The organism is Exiguobacterium sp. BMC-KP (assembly GCF_001275385.1).
Classification (GTDB): Bacteria; Bacillota; Bacilli; order Exiguobacteriales; family Exiguobacteriaceae; genus Exiguobacterium_A.
Map to the genome: position 1 here is coordinate 1,738,261 of NZ_LGIW01000015.1, position 13,393 is coordinate 1,751,653.

Consider the following 13,393-nt stretch of genomic DNA (forward strand, 5'->3'; position numbering starts at 1 on the left):
TCACTGTACCACGCTAAATTATTTAACGATAAGATACCGCGTTTCGGGCACATTGTCAATCGCTTTGCTTGCCAATTCTAAAAAATCGGAGGGTTTATCATGCAATTATTGAAATGGGACGGTCACGTCCACAGTCCATATTGTCCACACGGTACGAAGGATCCACTCGAAGCCTACATCGAGCGCGCGTTAGAGCAAGGCTTAGAACGAATCAGCTTCACGGAACATGCGCCTTTACCTGAAGGTCTGACGGACCCCGCACCGGATAACGATTCCGGAATGTCGTTCGCGACAGCCGATGCCTACCTGAAGGAATTGACACAACTCCGCGAGACATACAAGAATCAAATCGACATCCGGATCGGGATGGAGTTCGACTACTGGGAAGGGCATGTCGATGGCACGCGTGACATTATCGCTCGCTACGCTGACTTCTTGACCGACGGTATTCTCTCACTGCATTACTTATACATCGATGAGCAGTACTATGGCGTCGATTTCAGCAAGGAAAGCTTCGGTGAGATCGTCACGAAACTCGGGAGCGTCACAGCCGTCCATGAACGGTATTATGAAGGCATTCAAGCCCTCGTCATGACAGACCTCGGTGCACATCAACCAAAGCGGCTCGGTCACTTGACGTTACCGACGAAGTTCATCCAAACTTATCCGCTTGAATCGAATCCGTCGAACCTCGACGACACGTTGCGGAAGATCCGTCAGGCGAACTTTACGCTCGACGTCAACACGGCAGGACTTCGTAAGCCGTTATGTGGTCTTTCCTATCCTTACCCGGAACTCCTGCAAGTCACGCAGTCGTTATCGATTCCGCTCGTCTATGGATCAGATGCCCATCTTGCAAAAGATGTTGGTGCTGATTTTGATTTCAAATGGTAAGAACGTAAATAGATAAAAGATCGCGCGCTTCACTTACTCTGACAAGAGTTGTGTGAAGCGCGCGATTTTCTTTATTCTGTTTCGCTATACGGAAACGATCCTGACGTGACGGATGGCAATGATGCCGCAAGTATTTTAAGACGATCAACTGATACGTTACCAGCTAACAGAACCGTCTGTTCGCCGTCCTGATAAGACAAACTAGCTTCCCGCTTCGTCTCATGGACGTAAGCTTCTATTCCATTCATTAATGTCACGACCTCCGACGGTTTGCTGTCAATCGGTTGTTGCGGGAGCTTCGAAACCGTAAGGATTGATTGTTTTCCAGCAAACGTCCATGTGATTGGCGCGTCTTCCGCATCACTCCAACTCATTTCATTCGCTGTAAATGTCGAAAACGGGAGCTTCAAGCCACGTGATTCCGAGCGTTCGGTTGTAACAGGTCCCGTCGCAGGAAGAACACCAGTTAATATCCAGCGATCAGACTGTTCATAAAACAAAATGATGTAATGATGTGGTCCTTCCGGAGACTGCAGAGTGACAATCGCTTTTTGACCGAGAATCGTTTCCGACAAGATATCATCTTTGGTCGGTACGGCGGTTTGTCCGTTTTTGTAGGTCAGCTGAATTTGCTCGACGCTCGCTTTGCCCGGTGTATCTGCCTCGACGGATGGCTCTTTAATTAAAATTTCTTCGACTTCCTTTTGTCCTTTAGTTGGTTTCACGGACGTAACTTTTGTAGATGGTTTTACAGCATGATCCTTTGTCTCCGTTGCACATCCCGATAAAACGCAACTACTGATCAATACGACAGTTGTCATCGATTTCATAAAACGCATTGCTCCTCCCCCTTACCATACCTTTACTTCTTTTAGTATGGCAGGTCGATTCCTGCAAGTATCTGAACAAATTCGCACAAACAGGAAATGTTTTATTAAAAATCAGCTCAAAAAAAGACCGGTAAACGTATCGCATACGTCTACTGGTCTTCTGGTTTATCTATTCTAAGTTGGCATGTTTTCCGTACATCGTTTGTGAATCGAGCTGCTTGTCTTCCATGATTTGTAGAATCAAGGCATCATAGAACAACAACATCGTCTGTTCGAACAATGAGCCCATTGGTTGAACCGTCTCGTCCGCTGATGCCGTTTGTTCTTTCGGAACTCCGGGGAGTTTGACGACTAAGTCGGCTAATCGCGCTAACGTCGACGTCGGATTGATCGTGACAACGGCAACCGTTCCACCGAGTTGCTGTGCTTTCTCGACGATTGGAATCAGCGTTTTCGTCTCACCTGATCCGGAACCGACGATTAACAAGTCACCCTCGCGTAAATTCGCCGTGACCGTCTCGCCGACGACATAAGCATCGAGTCCCATATGCATTAGCCGCATGACGAACGCTTTCCCCATCAAGCCGGAGCGACCAGCTCCTGCGAGAAAGATTCGGTTCGATTGAAGCACAGCATCTGCCAGTTCTTTCGTCTCCGTCGCATCGATTGCTTCGACCGTCGAAGTCAGCTCTTCGATAATCGTTTGAATGTGTGTCATTTACGCCTCTTGAAGCATCCGGTGCATCGTTGACGCTGTTTCTTGTTTATCATCTTGTCCCGTAATCCCGCCACCAACGATGATCAGATCAGGACGTGCCGCGATGACTTCCGGTAACGTCTCCATCTTAATGCCACCTGCAACAGCAGTTTTTGCATTTGTCACAACCGATTTGATCGTCGCAAGATCCTCGAACGAGTTTTGACCGACTGCTTGGAGATCGTAACCTGTGTGGACACAGATATAATCGACGCCTAATGCATCAAGTTCTTTCGCACGTGTTGCGATATCTTTCACGGCAATCATATCCACGAGAATCTGTTTGCCTGATTTTTTCGCTTCTTCGACTGCCCCTTTGATTGACATGTCTTCCGCTGCACCAAGGATCGTCACGATGTCAGCACCGTGTGCGACAGCTTGGCTGACTTCGTAGCCGGCAGCGTCCATGATTTTCAAGTCAGCGAGGACTGTTAAGTTCGGGAACGCGGCTTTCATTTCTTTGACGGCACGGAGCCCTTCGTTGATGACGACCGGTGTGCCGATTTCAACGATATCTAAATTGTCTTCCCCGATTTCTTTGACTAAAGCAATCGCACCTGCTGTATCGACTAAATCAATTGCGAGTTGTAATTTCATTCTGAATCTCTCCCGTTCTTCTCTATATTGTCGTACCTGATACTTCCTTCAAACAGAAGGAACAGGATTAAATATAATCCGCAGGAGCATTCTTGAGAAGTACGCACTTTTAATTTACATAGTGCGGTTTTTCATACATAGTGCGGAAAAGTATACTGTCGACCGGAAGAAAGACTATACTGGAACAGGAGGTGGAACGATGCCACATTTTGAAGACCGTCAGTTTAACTGTGAGAAGGAATTGACCCTCTCGATCATCGGAGGAAAATGGAAGATGCTCATTCTTTGGCACTTAGGCAAGGAAGGAACGAAACGCTTCGGGGAACTGAAAAGTCTGATGCCCGGGATCACGCAACGGATGCTCGTCAATCAACTGCGGGAACTCGAAGATCACCACATCATTCACCGGGAAGTCTATCCGGTCGTACCACCGAAGGTAGAATATTCTTTGACACCGCATGGTCATAGCTTAATGCCGATTTTAGATGCGATGTATGACTGGGGTAAGGATTATGCGAAAAACGTCTTGGAGATCGACTTCGAACAACAAAAGATATCACCATAAAAAAGATGCTCATGGTCTCGTCTCTTTTCAGAGATAAGTCCACTGAGCATCTTTTTTTAGGATTCTTCCACTGTATAAATCTTCGACATCGCCAGTTCATCAACGTATTCCCCATCGATGAAAAGTGACGCAATCCGTGTGCCTTCGATGTTGAAGCCAAACTTATGATAGAGCTCGATTGCCCGCAAATTATCCTTGCGAACCGTCAACTCGAGTCGGATGAGTCCAGCTTCAACAGCAAAGGCATCGACTGCTTCAAGTAAACCCGCACCAAGCCCACGACCTGTATAGGCATCAAGCAAACCGATGACAAGATTCGCGCGGTGTCGGATTCGACTCGGTTCACCACCAACGACGAGCACATACCCGACAAGTTGTTCATCAACGTCCACGACAAAGATGTCCGAGTTGGCAGCCTGACCGAACTTTTCGATGAATGCCTCCGCCTGTTCTGTTGACAGGACGCGTTCCTCCGGCTCATACAACATGTATTTCGTTTCCCGATCAATGCGTCGCATCAAGTCCGATAAGGCTTTTCCGTCCATCAACGTGGCACGTCGTATCATAGGTGTAGACTCCTTTTAAGTTAAGATATTCAATATAATTTCTTATGAAAATAATTATAAACACGGACAGATAGTGTTTAACTATATTCATCTAAAAGAAATTTTTCTTCATATATGTCTTCTCCTTTAGAAGTAATTATCAACTTAATGCTTTGTTCATCAGCTTCTAGTTTAACTAGTTCTTTCTCCTTCAAATAGTTTATAGCATTTTTTAATTCGTTATGCAGTAGTTCGAATTCTTCATTAGTGTAATTGAAACTATACTTTGAAGAATTTCCTTCATAATATTTTTTATTATACAACTCATTAAGTATTAAATCCCTGTATTTGATGCGTAAGTCTACTGTTAAACTTCCAAAGTCAACATCAATATTGTTAAAAACTGCTATAGCATGACTATCATTCACTTCATACATTGGGTTAAAAAAATCATCTATAAATCTGTTTTTTTCTTCGATTTCTATATTTTCTGTAGATGTCAGATTTTCCAATATTCTTTTAAATTGTATCTTGTGTTCTTCAGATCCTATTTGATAAGAATCTAATTTTTTTAGTTTTTTTAATGTTTCTTTATTTAACTTATTTGAATCAAAATAAAAATTTTTTGAAATTGCAGAATATGCGACTCCGTAATTGCCACAATAAAATATAGCCAATTTCCATATTTTAAAAAGACATGCATATTGATATTCTAATTTAATATCAGCGCTCTCACTATTTTTTAAGATGTCTATGTATTCTTCTATAACTGTACAAAATAATTCTATTTCAGCAACTTCCTTTTGAAATCCTGAAAAATCATCAAAATATTTATTACTCATCACTTTTCTATGCTTTGAAAGTATTCTATAGTTCACGTATATTGTATTATTAGAAATTAAATCAAATATTCTTTTTTTTACATCTCTAGATCTTACGTGAATTTTTAAATCGTGACCTTTTCTGAAATCTGTTTCTATTGAAAAATAATCATAAATATCAGGAATTATTTTATAATAAAAATTCTTTAAAGTTTCTGTTCTCTTGTTATCTTTTTCGCGTTTTTTAGTAAAATTATTATTTAATCTTTGTGTAAACCAAGCTGCTAAAAAAGCAACCAACAGTGTTGTAAACCATTTTGTTTCAAAAATAATTGATAATAAATTCGTAATCTCCATAATAAGTTTAGAGATAATCATTTAAATCCACTCTCCTTATGACTTAACTTACAAAAAAATGCTAAGTCCTTAACAATCAAGGAACTTAGCACTTTTCGAAATCTTAAGATTTCAGGGTATGGAGACGGTGGGAGTCGAACCCACGTCCGAAGGCATCGTATACTTAAGCTTCTACGTGTGTAGTCAATTTATTGGGATCTCGTCGTCAGGCTGCCAATTGACAGGCGTCCGTCCGACCAGTCTGATTCCATCTCTTCTCTTTCCCTCCAGACGGAAGGGTCCAAGCGTAGCCTGTTTAAAGTGAGACCCTAGAAATCAGCCGACCAGGCGACGGCTGCTAGGATCCGTAGCGGCAATTAAGCTGCTGCGAGTTGTGTGTTAGTTTTGCCAGTTATGGCTGGTGCGTTTTAACGAGGCCGACCCCTCGACACGCCACAGAAGACCGAACTACCCCCGTCGAATCCGTAACGTCCCCAAGATAATAAATTGGGGCTTTCCGAATACTAATATTCTAGCAGAAAAGTGTTACGGGTTCAATACTTTTGCTTATCGCGTAGTGCCCGGTCGATATCACGCTTCGCATCCTTCTTCTTCAGGTCGTCGCGTTTATCGAATTTTTTCTTCCCTCGTCCAAGCCCGATCAAGCATTTTGCGTAACCGTTCTTGATGTAGACCTTGAGCGGTACGATCGTATAGCCGTCCCGTGAGACTGCCCCGATCAAGTTTGCGATCTGTTTCTTGTGTAGCAACAACTTCCGTGGGCGGAGCTGTTCATGGTTGTACCGGTTCCCCTGTTCGAAGTGGGCGATGTTCGAATTCCAAAGAATCGCTTCTCCCCCATCGAACCGGACGAACGCGTCCCCGATACTGATTTTTCCTTTGCGGACCGATTTGATTTCCGTTCCCGTCAAGACGAGACCGGCTTCAATCGTATCCTCGATCGCATAATCGAACGAGGCCCGTTTGTTGTTCGCTAAGACTTTCGAATCTGTTCCCTTTGGCATGTTCATTCACCACATTTCCGATGCGGAAGCGCTTATTTGCGCTTCCGTTTCTTATTCGAGACCGCCTTATGGAATGGCGGCTTATCCTTTTTGTCTTTCAGCGCGAAGCCTTTGCCCTTCGACTGGTCCTTCGACTTGCCCGGACGTTTTGACTTGCCACGCCGGTCGTCCTTCTTCTTGTCGTCACGTTTTTGTCCCGGACGTCCACCGCTTGAGCGGATCGTCTTCGACTCGAACCGTTTCTTCGGCTGCCGTTCCGGCATCCCGACGACGCTAAAGTCAATCGTCCGTTCATCGATGTTGACGTTCGTGACCTTGATCTCGACGACATCCCCAATTCGGAACTGTTGCTTCGTCCGCTCACCGATTAGCTGATAGTTCGCTTCATCGTAGCGGTAGAAGTCATCCGTCATCGCTTGGATGTGGACGAGTCCTTCAATCGTGTTCGGCAATTCGACGAACATCCCGAAGTTCGTCACACCACTGACGACGCCTTCAAATGTCTCGCCGATGTGTTGCTCCATATACTCGGCTTTCTTCAAGGCATTCGTTTCCCGCTCAGCGTCAACCGCACGACGCTCGCGTTTTGACGAATGGTCGGCGATTTCCGGTAAGATTTCCGAGTACCGGTCTTGCGTCTTTTGCGACTTGTCATTGTAGACGACATATTCACGCAACAGACGGTGAACCATCAAGTCTGGATACCGACGGATTGGTGACGTGAAGTGCGTGTAGTAGTCCGTCGACAGACCGAAGTGACCGATTGGTTCGATGTCGTATTTCGCTTGTTGGAGCGAACGGAGCATGACCGTACTGACGACGGCTTCTTCCGGCTCACCTTCAACAGCGTTCAAAATCGATTGCAACGTTTTCGGTGCGACCGACTCACCCTTGCGTTCTACGTTGATGCCGAAGTTGCCGATGAACTTGAAGAACGTATCGAGACGTTCAGCTTTTGGCTCATCGTGAATCCGGTACATGAACGGTAATTTTTGACGCTGGATGTGCTCCGCGACCGTTTCGTTCGCTGCAAGCATGAACTCTTCAATCAGCTTCTCGGCGACTGACCGTTCCCGGAGGATGATCTCACTCGTCTTGCCTTCTTCGTTGACGAGGACCTTCGCTTCTGGGAAGTCGAAGTTGATCGCCCCACGACGTGAGCGACGTTCGCGCAGAATCGCTGCGAGTTCCGCCATCTTGTCGAAGTACTCGACGAGATCTTGGTACTTCGCGATTACTTCTTCGTCTTCGCGTTCGACGATTTTCCGGACGTCCGTGTACGTCATCCGTTCCGTCGTCTTGATGACACTTTGGAAGATTTCATGGTTGACGACAGCCCCGTTCGCGTCGATTTCCATGATACAGCTGAGTGTCAGGCGATCGACGTGCGGATTGAGCGAGCAGATCCCGTTCGATAACCGGTGAGGGATCATCGGGATGACGCGGTCGACGAGATAAACACTCGTTCCACGCTCACGCGCCTCTTCGTCGAGTGCTGAATCTTCTTTGACGTAATGCGAGACGTCGGCGATGTGGACACCAAGCTCGAAGTTGCCGTTCGCTAACTTCTTGACGTGAACCGCATCATCGAGGTCTTTTGCGTCCGCTCCGTCAATCGTCACCGTCAATTCATTCCGCAAATCAACGCGTCCGACTAAATCTTTCTCATCGATCTGATCCGGTACAGCGTTCGCCTCAGCGATTGCTTCCGGTGAGAAGTCGACGTTGATGCCGTGTTTATGGACGATCGACAAGATGTCGACGCCTGGGTCATTTTTGTGACCGATGATTTTCAAGACTTTCGCTGTTCCGGCGTAGCGACCATCCGGATACTTCGTGATCCGGGCGAGGACTTTATGACCATCGACGGCACCGAGTGTGTCTTCGTTCGCGACGACCGGTAAGAACGTCAATTTCGTATCATCCGGTTCGATATAAGCGATCGATTCAATCCGTCCTTTTGGACTGACGAACGTGCCGACGAAATCGGCTGGTCCGCGTGAGAGAATCTTAAGCAGTTTCCCTTCACGACGGTCGCCGCCGTTTGATTCGGCAAACACTTTGACGAGGACACGGTCGCCGTTATAGACGTTCTTCAGTTCCGGTGCCGGCAAGAAGATATCACCTTCTGAGCCGTCTTCCGGTGAGACGAAACCGAATCCGCGTTGGTGAACGGAAATCTTCCCTGCGACTTGACCGATTTGCGCAAGCGTTCCGTATTTGTTCGAGCGTGTCCGGGCAATCAACGCTTCGTCTTCCATGGCGTTTAGCGTCCGAATCAATTCCTTGAATGCTTCCGTATCCGCTAGTTCTAGTTTTTTCGTTAATTGATCAATCGACAACGGACGTTCTTCCGTCGTGATGACCGTTAGTATTCGTTCACGTAATTCCAACGTGACACCTCCAGTTACTTGCTCCAGTTCAATGACTCTAGGAAGTCCAAGATGTCAGAGTGGAGCTGGTCTTTTTCTTTATCGAGCGTAATGACGTGACCTGAGTTCTCATACCAGATCAGCTCTTTTTGGAAGGCACTGACTCCATCATGAATGATGTTCGCAGAGTCGGTGTTGATCATGTGATCGTTGCGTGCTTGGACGACGAGCGTCGGTGCGTAGACGTCCTCAAGCGAGTCGCGTGTCTCACGCAGCAGTTCCTGCAAGTCCTTCAAGGTCGGCATCGGTTCGAAGGACGCCATCTCTTGGTCGATCTCTTCTTGCGATTTACCTTCTCGCTTCTTGAATTCTCGTGCGTACTCGGTGACTCCTGCATACATGACTTCTTCACTTTTGATGTAGGCGGGTGCACACATCGGGATGACCGCTTTTACCGGACGGTTCATCGATAACTTCAGCGACATGACACCGCCAAGCGACAGTCCGCAAACGGCGATTTCGTCATAACCTTTATCGACGAGTTCTTGATATCCGGCAAGGACATCCTGCCACCAGTCGGCTGGCCCGGTCTTCGTCAGCTCTTCGGGTGGGGCAGCGTGCCCTTTATATTGTGGTGCAAGGGACGTATAGCCCTGTTTTTGTAGATAGCGACCGAGGATGCGGACATCCGCGCTCGATCCCGTGAATCCGTGTAATAGTAAAACGGCACGTGGGCCGGCTTCGAAAAAGAATGGTTTCGGTAAAGTGATTTTCATAAAATGATTCCCCCTCTAACTCTATACCCCATATCCGGAAAAATTGAATATCGAGAAATACAAAAAACGACAGCGCGATCATACGGCTGTCGTTTCAATGCTCACTTATAAAAAGCGACGAGTAACGCCAAGATGAAGAGTAATGCTCCTAAGATAGACGCCACACGATTTAGGACCGCATCCAAGCCACGAGCTTTTTGGCGACCAAATAATTGTTCTGCTCCACCCGTCAATGCTCCGAGTCCGGTCGTACGACCCGACATCAATAGAACGACGATGATGAGAAGAACGGAAACGACGATGAGGCCGACAAGAGCCACGTTATGAATGATCATCGATGATCCTCCTTCAGTAATATACGCTTCTTTCATTATAGAGAAAAACAAGTACGGGAACAAGGAATAGATTTAGGAACTTTTTCCTGCGTCCTTTACCCGACGAAAAGAGACACCTGAATCATCGACTCAGATGTCTTAAATACTTATTGTTTAATCAATTCGAGATCAACTGGGATGTTCTTCTCGACTGATTCACCCTTTAAGTGCTTGATTGCTGTCTCGACACCCATCTTCCCGATTTCAGTCGGTTTTTGAGCAATCGTTCCTGCCATTTTTCCGTCTTTGACGGCTTTGACCGCATCATCCGTTGCATCGAAGCCGATGACTTTCACATCATTCAGACCCGCTGCTTTTAACGCTTCAACCGCACCGAGTGCCATTTCATCATTATGAGCGAAGACAGCTTTGATGTCTTTGTTGTTTTGAAGGATGTTCTCCATGACCGACAATCCTTTTGCCCGGTCGAAGTTTGCTGCTTGTTTTGCGACGACGTCAAGTTTACCGTCGACTGCTTCATGGAACCCTTTACCACGGTCACGAGTTGCGGATGCTCCTGGAATTCCTTCGAGTTCAACGACTTTTGCTTTATCGCCGACGAGTTCGATCATGAACTCACCTGCTTGTTTCCCACCCGCGACGTTATCTGACGCGATGTGTGCGACGACGTCGCCTGCTTCTGCGTTCCGGTCAACTGTGATGACGGGAATGTTCGCATCGTTTGCTGTTTGAACGGCTGCACCAACTGCTGCTGAATCCGTTGGGTTGATCAAGATGAGATCGACTTTCTTTTGAACCATGTCTTCGATGTCGCTTGCTTGTTTTGCTGCATCATCTTGTGCATCGGCGACTTGAAGTGTTGCGCCTTGTGCTTTTGCTTCTTGTTCTGCCCCTTCTTTTAACGAGACGAAGAATGGGTTGTTGAGGGTTGAAATCGAAAGACCGATTTTGAAATCCTTCGTCTTCTTCGTTTCACCGTTGCTGCTGCCTGGCTGTTCCGTCGAACAGGCTGCTGCGAAGACCATTAATGCCATCATGACGACTGCAAGTAGTTTTTTCATCTGTAAATCCTCCTTTTTGAGTGTGGGTTACGCTGCTTGTTTCCGGTCCGCGAGTACCGCGAACAAAATGACTAAACCTTTGACGACGAGTTGGAAGAACGAGGAGACACCAAGCAAGTTAAGTCCGTTGTTCAGTGTTCCGATGATCAAGGCACCAATCAAGGTACCGACAATCCAGCCACGACCACCTGAGAGGCTCGTCCCACCAAGGACGACCGCCGCGATGGCGTCGAGTTCGTACGATGTCCCCGCCGTCGGCTGTGCCGAGTTCAGACGAGACGTCAGGATGATGCCGGCAAGTGCTGCCATCAAGCCTGAGAGTGAGTAAATCATGATCTTCACTTTATTAACTTGAATCCCCATCAACTTCGCTGCTTCTTCGTTGCCACCAATCGCATACGTATAGCGACCGAACGTCGTCTTCTTCAAGATGAAGTAGAGAACCGCAAAGGCAAGCAACATCGTTAGAACCGGTACTGGGAAGATCCAGAAGTAGCCGCGTCCGAACAGTTCGAACCAGCCACCTTGGCTAAGTCCAGTGATTGGTTTCCCGTCCGTATAGACGAGCGTCAAGCCTCGGAAAATCGTCATCGTCGCAAGTGTTGCGATGAACGGTGCGACTTTCCCGAGTGAGATGACCATTCCGTTCAACGCACCCATGACAGCTCCGACGATCAATCCGGCGAGAACAGCGATCAACGCTGACATTCCATCCGTCATCAGACCCGCGACGAAGGCGGACGAGAGGGCGAGAATCGAGCCGACCGATAAATCAATCCCACCCGTCAGAATGACGAACGTCATCCCGAAGGCAATCAAGGCATTGATCGAGACTTGTCGTAAGATGTTAAATAAATTATTCAATGTTAAAAAGTCCGGTTCCATGATCGAGACGACGAGGACGATCGCGAACAATCCTGCGAGTGGTCCAAGCTTTTGTCCGATCCCAAGACGTCTCGGTTTTGCTTCCGTTACCTTGCCTTGCATCAATTCCATATCATTGTCCTCCTGTCGCAAGTGTCATGATGCTTTCTTGCGTCGCTTCCTGTCGTGTCAACATGCCGCTCATCTTGCCTTCGCGCATGACGTAGACGCGGTCGCTCATCCCGAGAATCTCCGGGAGGTCCGAGCTGACCATGATGATTGCGACCCCCGCCGCAGCGAGTTCGTTCATGATGAGGTAAATCTCTTTCTTCGCCCCGACATCAACACCACGTGTTGGTTCGTCGAGTATCAAGACTTTTGGTTGTGTCCCGAGCCATTTCGCGAGGACGACCTTCTGTTGGTTCCCCCCGGATAGTGACTTCGCCGGTTGGTCCATCGAGCTATGGCGGACCGAGAGCGACTTCAAGTACCCTTCTGCGAAATCACGTTCTGCCTGATCCTTGATGACACCGGATCTTGATAACGAACGGATCGTCGGCAGTGAGATGTTCTCACGCAGTGAAAAGTCGAGGAACAATCCTTCGCCTTTGCGGTCTTCGGTCAAAAAGCCGATACCTTGGCGAATCGCGTCGTACGGTGTCTTGATCTTCAGCGCCTGTCCGTTCAGCTCGATTGTTCCATCTTTCAGGCGATCGACTCCGAACAGTCCCCGCATCACTTCCGTCCGCCCAGCACCCATCAAACCCGAGAAGCCGATGATTTCGCCAGCTTTGACGGAGAACGAAACATCGTCAAACCGTTTCCCGCTCGCCTGCTTGACTTCAAGGACGGTCGCGCCAATCGAAACATCACGATCCGGATACCGTTCTCCCATCTCGCGACCAACCATCTCCCGAACAATCTGTTCGAACGATGTCTCAGGAATCGCGTGCGTTGAGACGGAAATCCCGTCCCGTAAGACCGTGATCCGGTCGCAGAGCTCGAAAATTTCCTCCATTCGGTGCGAGATATAGACGATCGAGACACCTTGATTACGCAGTGCCGTTGCGACGCTGAATAAGGCGCGAATTTCCCGCTCCGTCAGTGCTGCCGTCGGTTCATCCATGATGATGACCTTCGCGTCCGTCATCAAGGCTTTCGCAATCTCGATCATCTGTTGTTGACCGACCGACAAGGTCCGGGCAAGTTGATCGACGTCCATGAAGACGTTCAATTCCGCGAGTTCGCGTTCTGCCTGGCGCTTCATCTCCCCTTGCTTGAGAATCCCAAAGCGTGACTTCAGTTCCCGTCCAAGGAATAAGTTCTCCGTCACCGTCAAATCGGGGAGGATGTTCAGTTCCTGGTGGATGAAGGCGATTCCCGCCTCTTCGGCAAGCTTCGGATTCTTATACTCGACGACCTGTCCATCAACCCGGATCGTCCCCGCGTCCGCTTTATGGACACCGGTCAAAATCTTCATCAATGTCGATTTCCCAGCACCGTTCTCTCCCATCAAGGCATGAATCTCACCCGCTGCGAGGTCGAAGTCAACGCCTTTAAGGACGGGAACAGGACCGAATGCTTTTTTAATACCTGTCATCTCGATACGCATCGC

At 47.7% G+C, this 13,393-nt stretch carries 14 protein-coding genes and 1 other RNA gene; 2 read left to right on the forward strand and 13 right to left on the reverse strand.

The annotated features are described in order from the left end of the window. Positions 1-99 precede the first annotated feature (99 nt). The gene (hisJ, locus tag ADM98_RS14800) at positions 100-894 is read left to right on the forward strand and encodes a histidinol-phosphatase HisJ (protein WP_053454152.1); all 795 of its coding nucleotides are present in this window, start codon (positions 100-102) and stop codon (positions 892-894) included. A 71-nt stretch (positions 895-965) separates the two neighbouring features. Here hisJ and ADM98_RS14805 read toward each other — a convergent pair whose 3' ends face one another. The 3 genes from ADM98_RS14805 to hxlA all read right to left on the reverse strand — a co-directional run bounded on the left by ADM98_RS14805 (position 966) and on the right by hxlA (position 3,078). Next, positions 966-1,733 carry a hypothetical protein gene (locus ADM98_RS14805; RefSeq protein WP_053454153.1) on the reverse strand — a complete coding sequence of 256 codons (768 nt, stop codon included), beginning with the start codon at positions 1,731-1,733 and terminating at the stop codon, positions 966-968. 160 nt (positions 1,734-1,893) lie between these two features. After that, positions 1,894-2,442 carry a 6-phospho-3-hexuloisomerase gene (hxlB, locus tag ADM98_RS14810; RefSeq protein WP_053454154.1) on the reverse strand — a complete coding sequence of 183 codons (549 nt, stop codon included), beginning with the start codon at positions 2,440-2,442 and terminating at the stop codon, positions 1,894-1,896. Beyond that, entirely contained in the window at positions 2,443-3,078 is a 636-nt protein-coding gene (hxlA, locus tag ADM98_RS14815) for a 3-hexulose-6-phosphate synthase (protein WP_023469194.1), read from the reverse strand. A 199-nt stretch (positions 3,079-3,277) separates the two neighbouring features. Between hxlA and ADM98_RS14820 the strand changes: the two genes are divergently transcribed. Next, positions 3,278-3,643 (forward strand): winged helix-turn-helix transcriptional regulator, encoded by a 366-nt coding sequence (locus ADM98_RS14820; RefSeq protein ID WP_029342458.1) that lies wholly within the window; start codon positions 3,278-3,280, stop codon positions 3,641-3,643. A gap of 56 nt (positions 3,644-3,699) precedes the next feature. Here the strand turns inward: ADM98_RS14820 and ADM98_RS14825 are convergent, their stop codons facing one another. From ADM98_RS14825 to ADM98_RS14865, 10 genes are all read right to left on the reverse strand, one after another. Further along, entirely contained in the window at positions 3,700-4,209 is a 510-nt protein-coding gene (locus ADM98_RS14825) for a GNAT family N-acetyltransferase (protein ID WP_053454155.1), read from the reverse strand. 77 nt (positions 4,210-4,286) lie between these two features. Then, positions 4,287-5,387 carry a hypothetical protein gene (locus tag ADM98_RS14830; protein WP_053454156.1) on the reverse strand — a complete coding sequence of 367 codons (1,101 nt, stop codon included), beginning with the start codon at positions 5,385-5,387 and terminating at the stop codon, positions 4,287-4,289. Between the two features lie 95 nt (positions 5,388-5,482). Then, positions 5,483-5,841: a transfer-messenger RNA gene (ssrA, locus tag ADM98_RS17200) on the reverse strand. Between the two features lie 58 nt (positions 5,842-5,899). Then, positions 5,900-6,370: an SsrA-binding protein SmpB gene (gene smpB, locus ADM98_RS14835; protein WP_029342464.1), complete on the reverse strand. Its 471-nt coding sequence runs from the start codon at positions 6,368-6,370 to the stop codon at positions 5,900-5,902. 32 nt (positions 6,371-6,402) lie between these two features. Further along, complete coding sequence (gene rnr / locus ADM98_RS14840) at positions 6,403-8,763, reverse strand: ribonuclease R (RefSeq protein ID WP_053454157.1); 2,361 nt, start codon at positions 8,761-8,763, stop codon at positions 6,403-6,405. A 14-nt stretch (positions 8,764-8,777) separates the two neighbouring features. Continuing rightward, the gene (locus ADM98_RS14845) at positions 8,778-9,518 is read right to left on the reverse strand and encodes an alpha/beta hydrolase (RefSeq protein ID WP_035409936.1); all 741 of its coding nucleotides are present in this window, start codon (positions 9,516-9,518) and stop codon (positions 8,778-8,780) included. 101 nt (positions 9,519-9,619) lie between these two features. Beyond that, positions 9,620-9,853, reverse strand: coding sequence for a preprotein translocase subunit SecG (gene secG / locus ADM98_RS14850; protein ID WP_023469201.1), 234 nt, complete (start codon positions 9,851-9,853; stop codon positions 9,620-9,622). Positions 9,854-9,999: 146 nt separating this feature from the next. After that, positions 10,000-10,914 carry a ribose ABC transporter substrate-binding protein RbsB gene (gene rbsB / locus ADM98_RS14855; RefSeq protein ID WP_053454158.1) on the reverse strand — a complete coding sequence of 305 codons (915 nt, stop codon included), beginning with the start codon at positions 10,912-10,914 and terminating at the stop codon, positions 10,000-10,002. A 27-nt stretch (positions 10,915-10,941) separates the two neighbouring features. Next, entirely contained in the window at positions 10,942-11,910 is a 969-nt protein-coding gene (rbsC, locus tag ADM98_RS14860) for a ribose ABC transporter permease (protein WP_053454159.1), read from the reverse strand. A gap of 1 nt (position 11,911) precedes the next feature. Further along, positions 11,912-13,390 carry a sugar ABC transporter ATP-binding protein gene (locus ADM98_RS14865; protein ID WP_053454160.1) on the reverse strand — a complete coding sequence of 493 codons (1,479 nt, stop codon included), beginning with the start codon at positions 13,388-13,390 and terminating at the stop codon, positions 11,912-11,914. Between the last annotated feature and the right edge of the window lie 3 nt (positions 13,391-13,393).

Bases quoted from the DNA above. Each gene is read 5' to 3' on its own strand.
- hisJ (WP_053454152.1), top strand. From the start codon at position 100: ATGCAATTATTGAAATGGGACGGTCACGTCCACAGTCCATATTGTCCA.
- ADM98_RS14805 (WP_053454153.1), bottom strand. From the start codon at position 1,733: ATGCGTTTTATGAAATCGATGACAACTGTCGTATTGATCAGTAGTTGC.
- hxlB (WP_053454154.1), bottom strand. From the start codon at position 2,442: ATGACACACATTCAAACGATTATCGAAGAGCTGACTTCGACGGTCGAA.
- hxlA (WP_023469194.1), bottom strand. From the start codon at position 3,078: ATGAAATTACAACTCGCAATTGATTTAGTCGATACAGCAGGTGCGATT.
- ADM98_RS14820 (WP_029342458.1), top strand. From the start codon at position 3,278: ATGCCACATTTTGAAGACCGTCAGTTTAACTGTGAGAAGGAATTGACC.
- ADM98_RS14825 (WP_053454155.1), bottom strand. From the start codon at position 4,209: ATGATACGACGTGCCACGTTGATGGACGGAAAAGCCTTATCGGACTTG.
- ADM98_RS14830 (WP_053454156.1), bottom strand. From the start codon at position 5,387: ATGATTATCTCTAAACTTATTATGGAGATTACGAATTTATTATCAATT.
- smpB (WP_029342464.1), bottom strand. From the start codon at position 6,370: ATGCCAAAGGGAACAGATTCGAAAGTCTTAGCGAACAACAAACGGGCC.
- ADM98_RS14845 (WP_035409936.1), bottom strand. From the start codon at position 9,518: ATGAAAATCACTTTACCGAAACCATTCTTTTTCGAAGCCGGCCCACGT.
- secG (WP_023469201.1), bottom strand. From the start codon at position 9,853: ATGATCATTCATAACGTGGCTCTTGTCGGCCTCATCGTCGTTTCCGTT.
- rbsB (WP_053454158.1), bottom strand. From the start codon at position 10,914: ATGAAAAAACTACTTGCAGTCGTCATGATGGCATTAATGGTCTTCGCA.
- rbsC (WP_053454159.1), bottom strand. From the start codon at position 11,910: ATGGAATTGATGCAAGGCAAGGTAACGGAAGCAAAACCGAGACGTCTT.
- ADM98_RS14865 (WP_053454160.1), bottom strand. From the start codon at position 13,390: ATGCGTATCGAGATGACAGGTATTAAAAAAGCATTCGGTCCTGTTCCC.